At 41.3% G+C, this 19554-nt stretch carries 13 protein-coding genes; 1 reads left to right on the top strand and 12 read right to left on the bottom strand.

The features are described from left to right. Positions 1-56: 56 nt before the first annotated feature. From rpmH to H4075_RS01415, 11 genes are all read right to left on the bottom strand, one after another. Positions 57-224 carry a 50S ribosomal protein L34 gene (rpmH, locus tag H4075_RS01465; protein ID WP_182803479.1) on the bottom strand — a complete coding sequence of 56 codons (168 nt, stop codon included), beginning with the start codon at positions 222-224 and terminating at the stop codon, positions 57-59. 289 nt (positions 225-513) lie between these two features. Then, the gene (gene murI / locus H4075_RS01460; protein ID WP_182803477.1) at positions 514-1341 is read right to left on the bottom strand and encodes a glutamate racemase; all 828 of its coding nucleotides are present in this window, start codon (positions 1339-1341) and stop codon (positions 514-516) included. 71 nt (positions 1342-1412) lie between these two features. Continuing rightward, positions 1413-1925, bottom strand: a complete 513-nt coding sequence (locus H4075_RS01455; protein ID WP_182803475.1) for an OmpH family outer membrane protein — start codon at positions 1923-1925, stop codon at positions 1413-1415. 67 nt (positions 1926-1992) lie between these two features. After that, entirely contained in the window at positions 1993-2508 is a 516-nt protein-coding gene (locus H4075_RS01450; RefSeq protein WP_182803474.1) for an OmpH family outer membrane protein, read from the bottom strand. 46 nt (positions 2509-2554) lie between these two features. Beyond that, a complete protein-coding gene (locus tag H4075_RS01445) occupies positions 2555-5293 on the bottom strand; it encodes a BamA/OMP85 family outer membrane protein (RefSeq protein WP_182803472.1) in 2739 nt (912 codons plus the stop codon). Between the two features lie 171 nt (positions 5294-5464). After that, entirely contained in the window at positions 5465-6232 is a 768-nt protein-coding gene (locus tag H4075_RS01440; RefSeq protein WP_182803471.1) for an isoprenyl transferase, read from the bottom strand. A gap of 121 nt (positions 6233-6353) precedes the next feature. Then, a complete protein-coding gene (locus tag H4075_RS01435; RefSeq protein WP_182803469.1) occupies positions 6354-8123 on the bottom strand; it encodes a SusE domain-containing protein in 1770 nt (589 codons plus the stop codon). A 10-nt stretch (positions 8124-8133) separates the two neighbouring features. Further along, on the bottom strand, positions 8134-8988 hold the full coding sequence (locus tag H4075_RS01430; protein WP_182803467.1) for a SusE domain-containing protein: 855 nt from the start codon (positions 8986-8988) through the stop codon (positions 8134-8136). Positions 8989-9009: 21 nt separating this feature from the next. Continuing rightward, the gene (locus H4075_RS01425) at positions 9010-10590 is read right to left on the bottom strand and encodes a RagB/SusD family nutrient uptake outer membrane protein (RefSeq protein ID WP_182803465.1); all 1581 of its coding nucleotides are present in this window, start codon (positions 10588-10590) and stop codon (positions 9010-9012) included. 19 nt (positions 10591-10609) lie between these two features. Beyond that, positions 10610-13579, bottom strand: coding sequence for a SusC/RagA family TonB-linked outer membrane protein (locus H4075_RS01420; protein WP_182803463.1), 2970 nt, complete (start codon positions 13577-13579; stop codon positions 10610-10612). A gap of 166 nt (positions 13580-13745) precedes the next feature. Continuing rightward, positions 13746-16661: an alpha-amylase family glycosyl hydrolase gene (locus tag H4075_RS01415; protein ID WP_182803461.1), complete on the bottom strand. Its 2916-nt coding sequence runs from the start codon at positions 16659-16661 to the stop codon at positions 13746-13748. A 261-nt stretch (positions 16662-16922) separates the two neighbouring features. Between H4075_RS01415 and H4075_RS01410 the strand changes: the two genes are divergently transcribed. Next, on the top strand, positions 16923-17768 hold the full coding sequence (locus tag H4075_RS01410; RefSeq protein WP_182803459.1) for an AraC family transcriptional regulator: 846 nt from the start codon (positions 16923-16925) through the stop codon (positions 17766-17768). On the opposite strand, the gene H4075_RS01405 is transcribed toward H4075_RS01410, so the two are convergent. Then, a complete protein-coding gene (locus tag H4075_RS01405) occupies positions 17765-19408 on the bottom strand; it encodes an amidohydrolase (protein WP_182803457.1) in 1644 nt (547 codons plus the stop codon). The genes H4075_RS01410 and H4075_RS01405 overlap by 4 nt on opposite strands. Positions 19409-19554 lie beyond the last annotated feature (146 nt).

Here is a 19554-nt window from a genome sequence, read left to right as displayed (position 1 = left end):
ATAAAAAGTCTCCCGATAAACGGGAGACTTAAGAATATCATCTGTTCGTAAGAAAATTATTTCTTAGCGCCACGCTCATCAGAAATCGTGAGCTTATGACGGCCCTTTGCACGGCGGCTGTTTAATACTTTGCGGCCATTAGCATCTTGCATACGCTTACGAAAACCGTGTGTGGTTTTTCTGCGACGCTTCGAAGGCTGGTATGTGCGTTTTTTTCCTGGCATTGTTTGCTGTTTTACTTCTTTAAAAAATACCGGGGAGAATCCGGAAATTTCATATCACGCAGTGAGAACACCACTTCCCGCTGTTTGTGAAAGGACGGCAAAGGTAGGGGAAACTGCCCGAAAACACAGTGTTTGAGGCAAGAAAATTATGCTGATACCAGCGCCTGTTACCCCGTTCTGCTCCTGTTGCCACGCAATCTCTTGTACGTTCGGGAATTCTATTCTGCAACCCACCCCTGATAATCAGTTTGCTGTGTAACAGTTAACCACCGCTCGGGGAAGGGAATATTCAGCCCACCAGCTCCACATGCTTAGCCAGCACATCCGACCCATAAAATAAACGGGCATGTCGGTCAAAATCAGTTACTGAATCTGTTGTAAAAAACTGCTTCGTTCCTCCTTTAGTCAGACGCTCTTCCATTTCTGGGTGTCGCTGCAGGTAATCAGCCAAACTTTCGGCTACAATCTTTCCCTGCGATAATAACTGCACATTCTCCGGCAATTGCTGTTTGATCTTTTCACTCAGCAAAGGATAATGTGTACACCCGAGCAGCACAGTATCAATATCCGCTGATTGCTGCATCAGTTCATCCACATACTCTTTTACAAAATAATCGGCACCGGCATTTGTATGTTCATTGTTCTCGATCAACGGTACCCACATGGGGCAAGCCTGTTGAAAGACTTTTGCATCAGGATAAAATTTGGTGATCTCTATTTCATACGATTCTGATTGCACCGTTCCTGCCGTTGCAAGTACACCAACATTCTTTGTTTTACTGTATTGCCCGATCACTTCTGCAGTTGGACGAATCACGCCCAACACTCTGTTATCAGGATTGAGCTGTTGCAGATCGTTTTGCTGAATGGTTCTTAATGCTTTTGCAGAAGCAGTGTTGCAGGCAAGAATAACTAATGGACAACCTTGTTTAAAAAACCATTCTACACATTCCAATGTGTAACGATACACTGTTTCAAAGCTGCGTGTGCCATAGGGAGCACGGGCATTATCACCGAGGTAGATATAATCATACTGCGGTAACTGCTGCACGATTTCTTTCATCACTGTTAACCCGCCATAGCCTGAATCAAATATGCCGATTGGTCCTTGCTGCATGCTGCTAATGTAAGCACAAAAAAAATCCCCCGATAAACCGGGGGATCAATATTGTAATTCTTAAAGCTTAATTATTTAGCCGGGGTTTCAGGTATTTTCAGAAACTTCTTCACTAATGGTAACAGATCATCTGTTGTTGGTACCACTAATAAAGCATCTCTTGAAACAACATAAGCATAACCATTTGCTTTAGCTACAGATTGAATTGCATCCAATGCAATTTTCTGTACAGGAGCAAAAAACTCTTGTTCTTTCTGTTGCAAAAACTGCTGTGCTGAAGTTGAATATTGTTGTACTGCATCAGCTAAATCCTGGAATTCTTTAAAACGGATCTGCTTAATAGCCGGGCTCCATTTAACTGAATCAACACGGATGATGCTGTCTTTTTCCTGGTATTCTTTGATCAACTGTGCATATACAACGTTGAGTGAATCCTGTGAGTTTTTTAATCTATCCTGAGCTTTCTTCGTTTCAGGCATCGCCACCAACAAATCATTTGTGTTAATGTGACCAATTTTTTGTGCATTCACTGTTACAGCTGTTCCCATAAGTGCTACAACTGCCAGAACAATAATCTTTTTCATTTTTGTTGTTTGTTTTAAATAAAGTGTGCTTACTCCCTTCAATGGTTGTGTGCGCACAGGGTTTTGATTAAAGTTTAACACCCAGTATTTTCAGCACATCATCACTTTTGTCCAGTTTAGGGTCGGCAAATATAACGGTAATTCCCTCACTTTTGTCCAAAATAAAATCGTATAATCTTTCAGTTGCAAGACGCTGAACGGCGTTGTAAACCTTATCCTGTATGGGTTTCACCAATTCCTGCTTTTTGCGGAAGTAGTCGCCTTCAAACCCAAAACGTCTGCGTTGCAGATCACGCACCTGCTTCTCTTTATTAAAGATCTCATCTTCCCTTTTTTTCAAAAGTTCAGGTGTGAGCATCGCCTTTTCAGTTTCAAGCTGACGGTAAATTTTATCGAGATCAGCCTGCAACAGGTCAATTTCTTTTTGCCATGCATCAGCCATTTCTTCCAGCTTTTTATTGGCATCCTTATACTCAGGAATTTTATCCAGTATGTACTTGGTGTCAATAATAGCATAACGTTGTGCATTAGCACTAAATGCTGTAAGCATTAAGCTGAAAGCTGCAATCAGGAATGTCTTCATACAATTTTTTTTTTATACATGATGGATGATGCAACAAAAAAGTTGTCTATTCCGGTTCAAAGCCAAGCATAAAGGTAAACTTGGAAATATCTCTGAATCTTGCGCCGGGATATGTTCTATCCAAACCAACACCATAATCAAACCCGAGCAAACCAAACATTGGCAAGAAGAAACGCATACCCAAGCCTGCACTGCGGCGCAGTTTGAATGGATTGTAATCCTTCACATCATACCAGCCATTGGCTGCTTCAAAAAACGCCAAACCAAAAATTGTACTGCTTGGGTTGGTGCTTAATGGATAGCGCAATTCCATACTATACTTGTTAAAGATGGTAAAGAATTGTGTGGCTGATGTTTGGTTGGCGTTATTAATCCTTGGGTTTGAATTATCGTACACGGGATAACCTCTGTGTGCAATAATGTCGAAACCAATGATACCAAAGTTATTCTGCAAACCGGCATCACCCACCTGGAAACGTTCAAATGGCGATATCGGCAAATCTTTATTATATCGGCCAAGGAAACCAAATTTCGCTGCGGCTTTCAATACAAACTGGCGGTTCTTTTCAGCACCTGCAGGCTTTCCGATCGGGATAAACCATTCGTAATTCAAACGCCATTTGTGATACTCAACCAAACGATATTTCTCAGCAGGGTCTGAATATTTACTAGCATCACGGAACAAACTCCATGGTGGTGTAAATGTTGCTGTTAAAGAAAACGTTGAACCCGAACGTGGGAACGTTGGCTGATCAACACTTGAACGAATGATCTGAAAACGTAAGTTAATGTTATTCGATACACCACTATCCAGCTCAGGGAAAATAGGGTAATCTTTCAGTTTATATTGTGTGTAGTTAACTGATGTGATCAGGTTGAAAAAGTCATCGGGCCATTTCAATTGCTTACCCAATGATACACTTGCACCAAACGTGCGGAGGTATTGTGCATCTTCTGACTTTTTACGTAGAGGCAAGCCTGTTAACGGATCAAATGCATTTGCCAACTTGGTACGGAACAAACTCAACGTCAGGTTATTTCTTTTCTTACCACCTAACCAAGGTTCAGTAAATGAAAAGTTCTGCGAACTGAACGACGGACCGTTTGATTGTACACGAATGGATAAACGCTGTCCATCACCACTTGGTAACGGTTGCCATGCCGATTTTTTGAAAATATTTTTTGTAGAGAAGTTGTTGAAGGTAACACCCAATGTACCGGTTAAACCGATCAATCCACCCCAACCCGCACTCAACTCCAACTGATCACTTGATTTTTCTTCAAGTGTGTAGTTGATGTCAACTGTACCGTCATCCGGATTTGGAACCGGGTTTGGATTGATCTTTTCAGGATTGAAATAATTCAATGCAGATAATTCACGGATCGAACGGATCATATCGCTACGGCTGAATTTTTCACCCGGAATTGTACGTAACTCACGACGGATGACATACTCCTTCGTTTTATCGTTTCCGTAAATATTTATTGAACGAATGGTTGCCTGCGGACCTTCAGACAAACGGATTTCGTAATCGATCGTATCGTTGTAAACTTTTGTTTCAATAGGCTCCACACGGAAGAACAAATAACCATCATCCATGTAAAGACCACTGATATCGCCACCTTCTGCTGAAAGTTGCTTACCTAATTTTGAATTCAGTGTTTCGAGGTTATAGATATCACCACGTTGTATTCCAAGGATGTTGTTGAGTACCGAATCAGAATATTTTGTATTCCCTCTCCAGGTAATGTTACCGAAGTAATATTGTCTTCCTTCATCAACCTTTACATCAATAACCAGGTTTCCTTTGCTGTTATAATAGTTGGTATCCTTTTCAATAACCGCATCACGATAGCCAAGAGAGTTGTAATAAGTAAGGATCTTCTCTTTGTCTTCGATGTATTTATTCTGGTTGAATTTAGCAGCAGAAAACTTAATGCGGAACCATGGATCAAGAAAATCCCTCACTTTCGAAAGTGATAAAAATCCACGGTCTTTCATAAACTCTTTGAATGTGACCGAATCTTTACCGCCATAAGCTGAAGCATTTTTTTCAGGATACAACGTAAAACGCATGCGTTCCTTTGTTCCCTTTAACTGTTTCTTGATTTTAAGATCCGATACAACTTCGTTCCCTGAAATAAAGATCTCGTCGATCTTTACCTTCTTGCCTTTGTTAACGTTAAACGTAAGGTCAATAAAGTTGGGGTTTACGGCATTCTTTGTTTCAGAGATTTTTACATCAATTTGTCTGAACCCTTTATCTGAATAAAACTTTTCAATTTTTTCAATGCTTGTGCGGCGAAGATTTTCTGTAATTACTTTGTTTGGCGTTAGCCCAACTTTTTCTTTCAGCTCATCTTCTTCACCTTTTTTGATTCCTCTGAAAAAGAAGTTACCAAGCCTTGCACGTTCGGTTACATTTATTTCAATGTAAATATCTTTCCCGTCAACTTTTGTAATGTAAATCGTTGCATCATCAAAATATTGCTGACGCCAAATGGCTGCAATTGCTTTGCTGAACAGATCGCCACCAGGCAGGTAAACTTTGTCACCAACAGAAATACCGGAAACAGAAACCAGTAATGCTGAATCAAATGTTTTGGAGCCACTAACAGTAATGCCGGCGATAATATATTCTCTGGGCACTTTTGAATTCATGATCGCTTCCAGTTCAGGATCAACTGAAACTGGTTTGGTGGTGTCGGTTTGCTGTGCCATTGCAGGCAGGTAAACGCTGGAGCAAATCAGAATAAGCAGTAATAATTTTCTATTCAAACGCATCAAAATTCAGTTACGGTTATGTTGTATATCGGTTATAAAAATGCCGCTCATGCCTTTTACAGTCGGACGTTGCGTTGCAAGTCTGACCGTGACTTATAACGTCATCGGCCGGGCGGCAAAATAGTTGGTTTTGCTGAAACTCTTTGTTAAAATGGCCATCTTCACAGCTTCTTAGGATTGTGTTATAGGTTCGCTGGTTTTTAATTGCTCACCTGTTTTCCCAAAACGCCTCTCCCTGCCCTGAAAATCGAGAATCGCTTCATATAAATTCTCTTTTCTGAAATCGGGCCAGCGTACATTGGTAAAATACAATTCTGCATAGGCCAATTGATATAAAAGAAAGTTACTGATGCGGTACTCACCGCTGGTGCGTATCATCAACTCAGGATCAGGAAACTCACGTGTGGTCAAATAATCCTTGATGGTATCCTGATCAATTTCAAACGGCTCCAGTTTTCCTGTCTTCACATCGGCTGCAATATTCTTAATGGCATTAACAATTTCCCAGCGGCTGCTGTAACTTAATGCCATGATAAGATTGAGACCGGTATTATCTTTAAGTTCATCCAGGCTTTCCTGTAATTCTTTTCTTGCGTAGTCGGGCAACATATTCGTATCACCGATTACATGCAATTTGATCTTGTTCTTGTTGAGGGTAGCTGTTTCTTTACGAATGGTATCTACCAGCAACTCCATTAAACCTGTTACTTCTTCAATTGGTCTGTCCCAGTTTTCAGTACTGAAGGCATAAAGGGTAAGATATTTCACACCCAACTCTGCACATCCTTCTACAATATCACGCACACTTTCAACGCCATGAAAATGACCAAAGAGGCGATCCTGACCTTGCTCCTTGGCCCAACGACCATTCCCATCCATAATAATGGCGATGTGCTGCGGTAACCGCTCCATATCCAATTGATCACGCAAGGAAGACATAACCCTGAAAATTAAGGGCACGAAGGTAATGAAAATAAGGGCTGAGGCTGATTTTGATTCGGGAATTAATAGAAAAAGCCGACAGTTGGTACTGTCGGCTTTACTATTTATAAAAACTCAACTATTGAATAGTTACTGTTTGCGCATGCTCATCTAAGATAATTGTATAAGATCCGGTTGCGGCTGGAGTTTTAAAGTTATCACCTCCCTCCCATTTGATCTTACGGGCAACACCAGTGGCAATACTGCCGCCGCTGTTGTCTTCATAATCAAAGGCCCCCCAATCGTTACCTGCAAGAAATTTAATGTCCTTGCCGGCAACAAGAGTAACAGTTATCTGCCATTTACCCGCTCCCATGTACGTCATCTGAGGACTTGCTCCCGGGTTCCAATCTGGTACGCCTTGAATACCATTACCCACTACACGCATTTCTGTAGCTGGCGACAATTCATATTTAATGTTATCTGGGTTACGGCCATCCCACATTGCACGATAACGACCTGCAGTTGCAACAGCAGGGAAGTTACCGCCGTTTACTTCCATCGTACTTCCGCTACCGCCGGCAGAACCATAACTACGTGCATTTGTTACATTGATATCGCCGCTGTTCCAATCGTTGTAATCGATCATCTTCCAGGCATCGACTGTTAAATTGGTTACACCAACAAACAGATTTGTTGAAGCAAGGCCCATCGCATAATTGGGGAATACGTTCGGAGGGGTCCAACCAGCTCCGGTAGCACCGCCAACAAAGCCCATTCTTCCTTCACGGATATCATATTTCAAAGATGTTCTGTCAATTGATATTCTGTAATAACCAGCATTGGTCACTTTCAGGTTGTCAAGCGCCCCTTGTACAAGATTACCACCTGTGCCTCCATAGTTAACATCCCAGCTACGGCCTTGGGTTACTTTAAATTCAGTATTGGCTGGTAACCATATGTAGATATAGTACAATTTGTTCAATGCCTCGGGACGAAGATCACGAACCAGCTCGGGCGCTGTTGCCGGAGTCCAGTTTTCACTACCATACCCAGAGCCAACTTGATAACTACCCGGTAAATAAAACCTGAGCAATGGAATATAAGTTGTGATATTAACTGAAACAACATTTGAGTATGACACTGCTCCTTGTGCTGTAACAGCTTTCACCCTGAATTCAATTTTACCGGTTGCATCACCCGCTACTCCTTCATTTAAAGCTGCATCATTCATTTCGCCCACTTTCAATTGCTTGAGATAAGTTGATGCGCCGACTGCTATTTCTTTAAGCGATGCAAAGTTCTTAGTAGCTGAATCGTACTGTAATGTGTAAGTAACTATGCCATTATAACCTGTAAACGCATTTGTCCATGTGAATTTGTTTGATGGATCATTTGATGTGTTTAACGTTCCGCTTACTGCTGTTTTTTCTGTTGTAAGTACACTCGGATCGTTGTAAGGCGTAACCCTGATCTTTACAATATTTGATTTGTACAGTTCATTATTGTTACTGTAAGATGAAGTGATACGAAAATCCAGATCAACAGGTACTCCTAAAGCGAAACCATAATTCAACAACATATTGTTGATCTCTTTTCCTGTGAAGGATTTGGTTCTTGCGCCCGTTTGTATTACCGTATTTGGTTTCGTGAAATTTTTAGTGCTTGAATCCAGTTCAAGAATATACTTGTAGGTAGTTGAATCCGTTGCGTAAGCAGGGCTGGTCCAGTTCAACGTAAGGATTACTTTGTTTGAATCTGCAGCCGTGGGTGCAATTGATGCGGCAGAAGAAGTAAGGGAGACAGCCGTTCCGTTTTTATAATTTTCCAGACCGGGTGCTTTCTCGCAAGCCGCAAAACCAACAGCTAAAAGCATGGTCAGAATAAATAGTTTATTAATAGATTTCATAATTCGCTGTTTAAATTTTTACAACTGAATAAGTGCCCAACTGAAAATTAACTGTTATGGTGTACGTACCTGCCCCTGTAGAAGGGCCTGGGAATGTTGGATCGGCATTTTTCTTTTCAAATTCGCCACCAGCCCAAGTACCTACGGTCATGTGGTATTGTGTATCCCAGTTGCCATCTTGCTGAATCAACTTATAACCTCCGCCGCCTGGTAAAGCGATGGTCAACTCATACAATGTTTTTGATTTCCTGGTAAACTTATGAGACGTTTTATAAGCTGCCTGAAGCGGGTTCGCCCAGCCGTTTGGAGAAGCATCACCCACTATCCACAATTCACCATCATTGTAGTTATTGATAAGGGTTCCAGGAGGCTCAACTTTTGGTGGAGGATTAAATGGACTGGTAGTAATCTTAAATTCGTTGGAATACCTTTTTGCTGCCGCTCCAATTGATGCAACCACTCTTACTTCAAGTACGTAGCTTCTTCTTGGCTCTGTCTGCAACTTCATGGTATTACCCAGGAATCCGTTTAACTCTGCAACTGTAAACGTTTTTGAAAGTTCTTTTGCTACAACAACTTCGCCTTTTTTGTCGCTTGCAAATTTCCCACCTTCCACATCAATCTGAATGGTATAGGTTACATCATGTGAACTCACGCCTGTTGTAAACATATAATCAGGATTCGTCCAGTTTAACCGAAGTGCTTCTTTTGCTTCGTTACCCGGCTCAAGGCTTACATTGGTAGTGCTTATTGTAAGCACAGGATCCTTACCACTTTCGAGATAAATTTTATTTTCAACTTTTTCGCAGCTTGCAGCAAGCAGCAATCCTGTGAAAAGGGTGAATGATTGAATTATTTTTTTCATGACAGAATAATTTATGTTTGATTAATATCCGGGGTTCTGTGTCAGTTTTGGGTTTGCTGCAATTTCTGAATCAGGAATGGGGTAAATTTTTCTGATCGCTGAAACTCCGGTTCCACTTTTTACACCACCTTTCCAGGGCCACAGATAAGTACCTTCAACAAAACGGTTAAAGCGGATCAGATCAGTACGGCGAAAGCCTTCCCAATACAATTCTCTTGCACGTTCATCAATGATATAATCGAGTGTATAAAATCCTAACGGTGCAGCTGTAACCTGTGCTCTTGCACGCAATGCATTGAGATAAATCAACGCTTGCGCATCGGTGCCGCCAGCGCCGCCACGTTTTACTGCTTCTGCATAAATGAGATACATTTCTGCTAAACGGAAAACAGGAAAATCAATATCAGAGAATGTTTTTTCAGGATCCTGGCCAAAAGCGCCACTGCGAGTTTTGTTACGATACTTAATAACACCGAGACCATCTTTGAATTCAGATATATTATTGATCTCAATGTTTTGTGTACCGATGGCAAACTGTGCACGCTTATCGCCATTACCATTTACATCAGGAAACAAATCTGGCAGGTTTCGTGTTGCACGAATACCGCCCCATGCACCAAGACCTGAAACATTTTTATCCATATCGCCACCTACAGAAGCATTCACCAAAAAAGTCGTTCCACCATAGTTTTTCGATTTGACACCGTCATAATTCAATGTCCAGATAAATTCAGGATTACTAATGTTATTGTCGGCTAAACCTAACCAACGATAATCGCCCAGTAAACTATACCCTGCATCAATCACCTTTTTTGAATAGGTAATTGCTTCTGTATATTTCTCTGTATCAATATAAACTTTCGCATTGAGGTACATACGTGCAAGTAATGACCATGCAGCTGCTTTATCAGCACGGCCATAATCAGCAGCACGTGCATTCGACAGATCATTTTCAATTGCCTTCAACTCAGTTTCAATATAGCTGAACAAAGCAGTTCTTGTTGTTTGTTCAGGATTGAATTTTCCAATTGGATCATTCTCTGTAGTAAATCCGGGTTTGCCATACAAATCAAGTAATACCCAATAAGAAAATGCACGAACAAATCTTGCTTCGGCACGCATGCGTTTGATATTATCTGTTGCAGGTCCCGAAATACCATTACTGGCAACTGTTGCAGGATTGCTCGCACGGATAAATTCGTTGCAAAGTGTTATGATGTATGTACAACGATAGTACAAACCTTTGGTCATTGCATTACTGGAGCTCCAGTTCATGTTATGAAAATCCTGGATGCCGGGATCATTCCATGCAACTACAGCTTCGTCGGTACTTAACTCCTGTGCTTTCCAAAACAAACGGAGAAAGTCAGATGTACCTTCATCAATACCAGCCACATCACCGTTACCTGCGGGGCCTTGGTTTCCCGTGAGTGCCATGCTTGCATATACTTTCGCCATTACCTGTAAATATCCGGTCTCGGAAGTATACACATTGTCCGACGGCAAACTGTTAGGCGGTGTCCTGTCTAGTTGTTTATGGCAGCTTGTTAATAGCGCCACACTCAACAGTAATGAACTTATATAAACTGAAATACGTTTCATATTGCAGATATTTATTTTTTTAGAAATCAAAATTAAAACCTAGTACATATGTACGTGGTCGTGGGTAAATGGTGTTGTCGATACCACCGGCAATTTCCGGATCAAGACCACCGTACTTCGAAATCACGAATACATTCTGAATGTTAGCTGTAATACGTAACCGAACATTCTTTGCAATTTCACCTGCATCATATCCGAAGTTGATATTATCCATACGGAGAAAAGATGCATTCTTTATATAGTAGTCGGAGAAATATTGATTGTTTACAAATCCGGTATGGAGATAATCTTTTGTGCCGTTTGCAAGGAAACCAAGCGGATTAACAACCTGGCGGTAAACACCATTGTTCGAGTTAAGATTATCGTACATATAGTTACCAATGCTTCCACGCATTACAAAACCTGCACTGAAACGGTTCACTGTTACATTCGATGTAATACCAAGGAAATATTTCGCTTCAGGCGATTGGTAGATGTACAGATCTTTTTCGTTGATGATGCCATCACGATTCAGATCTTCATACAAACCTTCAATAGGTTTACTACTTGCATCATAAACCTGCTTGTACACATAGAATGAAGCAGGGCGCTCTCCCACAATGTGACGCTGGATCGTATTACCGGTACCACCACTGATACCACCTACTGCCACACCTGTGAAGTTTGGATCAGGATTTACCAAGAGGTTGGTAATCTTTGGAACAACATACGTGAAGTTTGCACCGATTTCCCACTCTATATTTTTAGAACGTACAGGAACTGCATTCAATGTTAGCTCCAAACCTTTACTTTCAATGTTACCTACGTTGGTAAACAGTTGGTTTGTAAAGTTTGAGCCTGCTGAAATAGGAACTGTACTTAACAGATCTTCAGTTTTGCGGATAAACCCTTCTACTGTACCATTAATGCGGTTATCAATGAATCCAAAGTCGATGGCAGCATTAATGTTAGTGGTTGTTTCCCAACGCAGATCAACATCATATGCACTCGGACGAAGAAGGTTTATAAATGAATTACCTAATTGATATTGTGCCTGATTGTTACTCAAACCATAAACAGGAATGTAGGCATAAAACGGAATACCATCCTGCTGACCGGTAACACCATAACCTGCACGCAATTTCAGATTAGAAACCACCTTTGAATTTTTGAGGAATTCTTCTTCATTGATCTGCCATGCTACTGCTGCAGATGGGAAGAAGCCCCAACGGTTTGCTTTGTTGAACTTCGAAGTACCATCGGTACGTGCATTCAATGTTACTGTGTACTTATTGGCTAAAGAGTAAACCAAACGTCCATAGTAGGAGATCAATGTATAACCCGGAGCTTGTGAAATAAAATTAGGTTCTGATTCAGGAACAATACTTCCGTTGAATCTTCTGTCGGGAAAATTGTAACTGTAAAATTCGAAATCCTGGTAACCTGTACCTGCAGTGAAATCAACACGGCTATTAATCGCCCTGATATTGCTGGTATAGTTGAAGTAAAAATCCATCAACTTATTAGTACGCTCCTGGTGATATGGATTGTAATTGCCTTTGCGGCGATAAGTATCGGCAGCACTATCGCTTACAATATTAGTACCACTGCCTTTCGACACATCGTAACCCAGATTAAGATTTGCACGTAATCCTTTTACAAAAGGAAGTTGATAATCGAACTGGATATTTCCGATGCTGCGATATACTTCACTTGTATTATCACGATTGTATAATAAACCAACAGGGTTGCGGTTTGATAATTGGGTAGGCAATCCATCAGCATCTGTCCACTCCCAATAACCACCATATCTTTTGCTGCTTGAATTAACCGGCTTAGTAGGATCGAACGTAATTGCATTACCTATCGCTCCTTCATTAGCAAAGAAATTAGTAGTACGTGAACCTTTCAGATTAAGATCAACTTTCAGTTTGTTATTAAAGAAACTTGGGTTGAGGTTTAATGCCCCGGTTAAACGTTGGAAGTTGCCTGTTTTCAGAATACCATCCTGGTTGAGATAACCACCTGATAAACGGAATGGCAATTTGCCATTGCCAAGTGCACCTGTTGCACTGAGGTTAAAGTCTTGTGCAAATGCATTTCTGAAAATCTTGTCTTGCCAATCAGTACTTTCTTTTCCTAACAAAGCAACTTGTGCAGGTGTACCTTTTGCATTTACAATATCCCGCACATCTTGTGCCGATAATACATCTACTTTTCCAGAAGGCGTTTGTACAAAACCCTGTGCACTGAAATTAAACCGTGTTTTTCCTTTCTTCCCTTTCTTAGTGGTAATAAGGATAACACCATTTGATGCACGTGAACCATAAATGGCTGCAGCAGATGGATCTTTTAAAATGGTAAAGGTTTCAATGTCGTTGGGGTTGATGAGGTTCAACGGATTGGTTGCACCTGAAATGCCACCATTATCAACCGGCACACCATCAATTACAATTAACGGATCATTACTTGCATTCAAAGAAGCACCGCCACGAATACGGATCCGGCTACCACTACCCGGTGCGCCGCTGTTTGGTGTGATCTGCACACCAGCTACTTTACCTGCAATCAACTGCTCAGGAGTTTGTAGCGCACCTTTTACAAAGTCTTTGGAAGATACAGTTGCCACAGAGCCGGAGAGATCTCTCTTACGCTGTGTACCATAACCTACAACAACAACTTCGTTAAGTGTGCCCTGTGCGGCAGAAAGTGAAATGGTAAGATCAGTTTGCGCTCCAACAGTTAATTCATACTCTGTAAAACCTACAGATGAAATAACTAATACAGCGTTGTTGTTATCAACAGCAATTCTGAAATTACCACCGGCATCAGTGGTGGTACCACGGCTGGTACCTTTAATTGTTACGGAGGCGTTTGCAACCGGGGTGCCGTCTTTACTGTCGGTCACTTTCCCTGTTACAGTTTTACCTTGCGCAAACACGTTCATTGCTAAAACCATCAGCATTAGAGCCAAGGCCCCTGCTCTGGCAAGCAGACGATGAAGGGTCATAATCAATAGTTGGGGTTTTGAGATTTACAATTTATATCTGTCACAGCAACCTTGTATTTTCTGTTGACGATTATCAGTTATCACTAACACAACTTTCAACAAAAAAATTCAGTCCTGTTTTTCTATCCAAAAATTTGAGCAGTACAATAAGACAAACCCTGTAGCCTTACTGCTGCACCATTACTTTTTCATACCGCACAAGATTATCAACCCGCACCTGCAACACGTAATGGCCTGCTGTTAAAGGCATGCCTGCAAAACTGTTACGATCCATTTCAAACACCTGGTAACCTTTTAACTGGAAACCCATATTCTTTGAAGCGATAACCTGTCCCTGTATATTGATCAACTGCACACTTACTTTTCCGCTTTTGGGCAATTCATATTTCACAATTGCCGATTGCTGAACCGGGTTAGGATAAATGCTCAGACGAAAATCTGTATTAGAAGCTATAATATCTCTGACGTTTGTCACTACACCACCTGATACATTTTGATTGAGATAGATTTTGAACTGACCGGGTGCAAGTGTTACTGCCTGTTGGTTGCCAGAAACAGTAATGGTGCCGCCATTCGTATAGTCGTAGAATGTTCCATTTGCAGGGAACGTAACCGTTGGTGTTTGTTGAACAACATCAAAATTGGCAACCACCACATATTTTAAATCGGTATGATCAACAACAATGGTCTTAATCAGGTTAATGCCGAGGTTTGTTCCTAAAGCAAGGTTTGGTGTACGGAATGTATTCTTGTAAAGATTACGCAGCTTAGCCATTGCACTATAGGTTTCAAACAAGCGCTTGCGACGAACCTGCTGGTAGTAATCCCACCGGATCGGCTTGTTGGCTAAACGGCAATCATTACTTATAGAGCCATCAGGGCAACGGTTAATAGAGAAATCATAACCTACCTCCCCAAATTGCCATATCATTTTCGGGCCTGGTAAACCCATTAAGACCGCCGCCATTGCTTCGGTGCGGAAAAGACCAACTGTAGTATCTCTTACATTGTGAGCACCGTTGGATGTGTTGCCGGAATTAATATTATCGTACATGATGCGTTGTTCATCGTGACTTTCCGCATAAGTGATAAGATGTGGTTTATCGTTCAAAGAAACATCACTCCAGAAGCTTCTGTTCTTCCAGAATGCTCTGTTGATATCGGTACCGGTTGAAAGTCCTTGTGTGTTTTGTGCAAAATTGTAATGCATGATTCCCCATAACATCATTCCACGCTTAGCCAGTTCTGCTTCTTCATCATCATTACCTAAATGTTCAAGGATACAATAGGATCCCGGGCTCACTACCTGCATACTATCATAATAACGTTGCCAGGTATTAATGCGAGCCTGGTTGTATTGATTCCAGCTATTAACATCACTTGTGAAATTATTGGTGAAGCCTTTGCTTAAATCCCAACGGAAACCATCAATACGGTATTCGGTTAACCAGTGACGGATGAAACGGGACACATGGTATTTCGTTGGTTCAACGTTGTGATTGAAATCGTGAAATACATTGAATGGATGCTGTGCTGTTTCGTAGAAGTAAGGGTTATTCGCTGCTGTTTGATTTGCGCCGGCATTCCACCACATAGCTGCCAATGGTGATTGACCTGTTGCATGATTGAAAGCAATATCCTGTATTACTGCAATACCTAAACTATGTGCCTGGTCTATGAATGCCTTTAATGCATTCTTTGATCCGTAATATTTATCAGGTGCAAAGAAGTACATGGGATTATATCCCCAGCTTTCATTTCCATCGAACTCATTAATGGGCATTAACTGTACCGCATTGAAGCCGAGATTTTTGATGTAGTTGAGTGTATCTTTTAATGTTTGCCAGCTATGTGTTGCAACAAAATCACGAACAAGCAACTCATACACCATGAGATCACGCTTATCAGGACGAACATAGCTTCCGCTGCTTGTCCAATTATAAGCTGCCTCTCCCTGGGTTATAACTCCTACTATTCCACCTGTTGTTTTGCCGGCAGGATAAGCAGGCATATTTGGATAAGTAGATGACTGAATGTATTGATCATTGTTCGGATCAAGCACCAGTTCGCTGTATGGATCTGCAATGCGTATGGCATCATCAACAACATATTGAAACCGGTACTGTGTTCCTGCGGTAAGACCTGTTACTTCTGTCCAGAAATAGTCTCCGTCTTTTTTCATTTGCCCCGAACAGGTTTGTGTCCAGTTATTAAAATCGCCAATGAGGGAAACTTTGGTTTTTAACGGAGCATATAAAATGAAAACTGCTTTGGTATTGTTGTCTTCAAACGTAATTCCATCTTTCCGGCCTGCCGGTCTTGCGCCTGTTGGGTTGCTTGCCTGTGGTACAAAGAAGTTGAATGTATCACGTTTGATGGTGCCGTTGTCGTTAGCTTCTAATGTGATCTGCTGCTCACAGGTTGTGGTTACGTTTGCCGAGCCATTAATGATTTGTGCGGCAGTTGCTGTAGCAATTTGTGCGCTATTAAAACGCAACGTGAGATTTGCATTTTTAGATGATACAGCTGTAACTGGAACAGTAAACGGTGGCGTTCCTGCAGTAAGTGGTTCTGCAGTAGGAACATACGTAGGCTGCATTGCAGGTGATGTAAACTTCACTGCAAATTCATTGGCAGGATACACTTTAATATACATATCACTTCCATCGATATTACGTTGCACCAATGTGCCTGCCTCGTTGCGGAACAGAATAGTAATGTATAAGATCTGCTCACCTGCAGCTACACCATAATAGGTGCGAATGTTGTTGATGGTAAATTGCCAGGTATTGGGCTTGTTCACCGGGTCGGGGCGTGTTGCTACAGGAGCATTTGCAGTACCCCATGAACCTTTGGTGTATTTCCAATCTGTTTGTGAACCGCTGGCCGATGTTATTAGACCTGTATGGAGATAAACTGAACCGGTAAAACCTTGTAAACCTTTGTTGCCTTTAGTGGCATCCATTGTAATGACGATGGTACTTGCATCAGCAGGGAAAGCTACATCAGTTGATAGTAATTGGGCATAGCCTGCATTAACTGCAAAGCAGAGGAAAACATATGCAAGCAAAAATTTTCTCATAACGCAATCCGTTTACATCAAACCAAAAAAACAATGATCAATGAAATTTGTTGGATTATCGTTGTGATTGCAATCAGTAAGAAAGATTCTCAGTCTTTTTATACAACAGCCGGTCGCTAAATCAATACCCTCTTCAGTTCCGCAATCAAAACTCACACAAAACTAGACTAAGGCAGTGGCCTCAAATTGAACTAAAATTCCAATTTCTGGCACTATATTGCCAACTTATCCTATTTTTACTTTTGTAATTGCATCTTTAGTATGAAAGCAGAACTCGAGAAAATTGTTCCCGGCAATGATAAGCCCGTATTGGTAGCTTATCCTATGAGCCTGCCCTACCTTGAGTTTTACTGGCATCATCACCCCGAATATGAACTCACGTTTAAGATCAACGTTTCGGGCAAACGCATCGTGGGTGACAGTTATGAGGAATTTGAACCAGGGGATCTGGTGCTGATCGGGCCCGACCTGCCACATACATGGGTATCGGATAAAAAAGTGAAGGATAAATCCTGCGATTTTGTGGTGATCCAGTTTTCGGGCTCCCTGTTCAACAGCTTTACCGGTTTACCGGAATTCGAAAACATCAAGCGGCTGTTACAAAGCTGCCGGCACGGACTTCATTTTAAAAACAGCAAACCTTTTAAAGATTTAATACTGTCACTACCCGGTAAATCCGGTGTTGAAAAAATTACAGGGCTGATCGATCTCCTGAATCAGTTATCGCAACAAAAAGGAAGAAAACTGGCATCAGCTGAGTATGATATCTCCCAAGCTAAAAACAGCGAGCCTCGTATTAATAAGGTATGTACGTATGTTGAACAGAATTTTGCGAAGCCAATTACCATTAATGATGCAGCTTCCATCATCAACATTTCACCCAGTGCATTTTGTAAGTTTTTCAAACGAGCGACAGGTAAAACATTTTCAGATTATGTGAACGATCTGCGTGTGGGCTATGCCTGTTATCAATTAATTGAAACGGATAAACAGATCTCTTCTATTGCACGCAGTGCTGGTTTTGAATCGCTCACTTATTTCAACCGTGTGTTTGCACGAAAGAAACACAGTACGCCAAGAGAATTCAGGAACGAAGCTGTTTATTAATTTTTGCTGAATACCGTTTCGCCTCCGCAAATAGTTTTGAGCACGGTTGTTTTCAACACCTGCTCAAATGTTGCTGTCATCAAATCGTTATCAAGCAACACAAAATCTGCAAACTTTCCTTTCTCAATACTTCCTTTCTCAGCTTCTTCAAAATTTGAACGTGCGGCCCAAATGGTCATGCCTCGCAATGTAGCTTCTCTTGACAAAGCATTCTCTGTTTGATAACCTTGCTCAGGCCATCCTTTTGCATCTCTACGAAACACCGCTGCGTAAAATGTTTTGAGTGGATCAATATCTTCAACCGGGAAATCTGTTCCCAATGGAATCCAGCCATTTTGTTTCAACAGATCATTAAATGCATAAGCGCCTTTTACACGCTTGGGTCCCAAACGTTGCTCTGCCCAATACATATCACTGGTTGCATGAGTGGGCTGTACACTTGGTACAATACTATACTTACCAAACAGGTTGAAATCATTTTCATTCACCACCTGTGCATGTTCAATACGCCAACGCAGATCGTTGGTTTCTTTTAAATACTTACCATAAATGTTAAGGATGGTTCGGTTACCGCTGTCGCCAATCGCATGTGTACACATCTGAAAACCTTTTGCATACAAGAGTGCTGCAACTGAATCAAAATGTTCTGGATTGCTTAATAAGAAACCCTTATGTCCGGGTTTATCTGCATATGGCTCGAGCAAACAGGCGCCTCTTGAACCAAGAGCACCATCACCATACACTTTAAAGCTGTGAACATTCAAGCGATCAGTTTTTATTTTACCACGTTCAAAAATGGCCTCATAATTCTTCTTTGCATCGCTCAACATTACATACATGCGCATCTTCAGTGCACCACTATTATTTGCTTTTTCAATATTCAACACATCCGTATAATCCAAGCCGCAATCAACAATAGAAGTTAAGCCTGCTGCAAAACAATTCTTCTGCGCTGCCAGTAACCCTTCTGTAATTTGTTCGGCTGTTGCTGCCGGAATTTTTGCTGATACAAGATCGATTGCATTATCGATCAACACACCCGTTGGTTTTCCATTTGCAATAAATATATCACCACCTGTTAATTTGGTTTGAGCTGAAATACCAGCCTGCTGCAATGCTGGATCATTCACAACTGCAGCATGTCCATCAACCCTTGTCAGCAAAACAGGGTTATCAGGAAATAATTGATTCAACGAATCATTCACGGGAAATTCTTTCACCTCCCAATCGTTTTGATCCCAACCTCTTCCAATCAGCCATTCACCTTTTTGCAAACTGTGTTCGGCAGCGTGTTTTTTTAACCAGTTCAAACAGTCATTCCAACTGGTAGTGCCCGTAAGATCAGCTGTACGCAATCCAAGCCCGTAACGGTAGAAATGCGCATGTGCGTCAATAAAGCCCGGGTATAAAAATTTCCCTTGCAGATCGATCACTTCTTTGGCGCTGAATGTTTTTTGCAGATCAGCAGTTGTGCCCGTAGCAACGATCTTTCCATCCTTTACAGCCACTGCTTCAGTTTTGGAGAAAGCAGAATCGATCGTGTACACTGTTCCATTGATAAGCAGAGTATCAACTTCAGTTTTGGAATTACATTGTGAAAACACAATCGTTACGGCAAAAAGAAGAAACAGTCGGATCATAATAAATGGTTGTGCTGGTATAACCCAAAAGAACAAAGATTGTTTATACCTGTATAAATGAATATGTTTTGTGGTTATTCTGCCGGACAAATGGAAGTTCTAAGATGAGTAAGTGAATTTAATTTGTTTTGTCCTTCATCCTTGTA

It is taken from the genome of Lacibacter sediminis (assembly GCF_014168535.1).
GTDB classification, from domain to species: Bacteria; Bacteroidota; Bacteroidia; order Chitinophagales; family Chitinophagaceae; genus Lacibacter; species Lacibacter sediminis.
The sequence above is the reverse complement of the archived record's forward strand: the minus strand, read 5'-3'. Positions and strand labels throughout refer to the sequence as shown.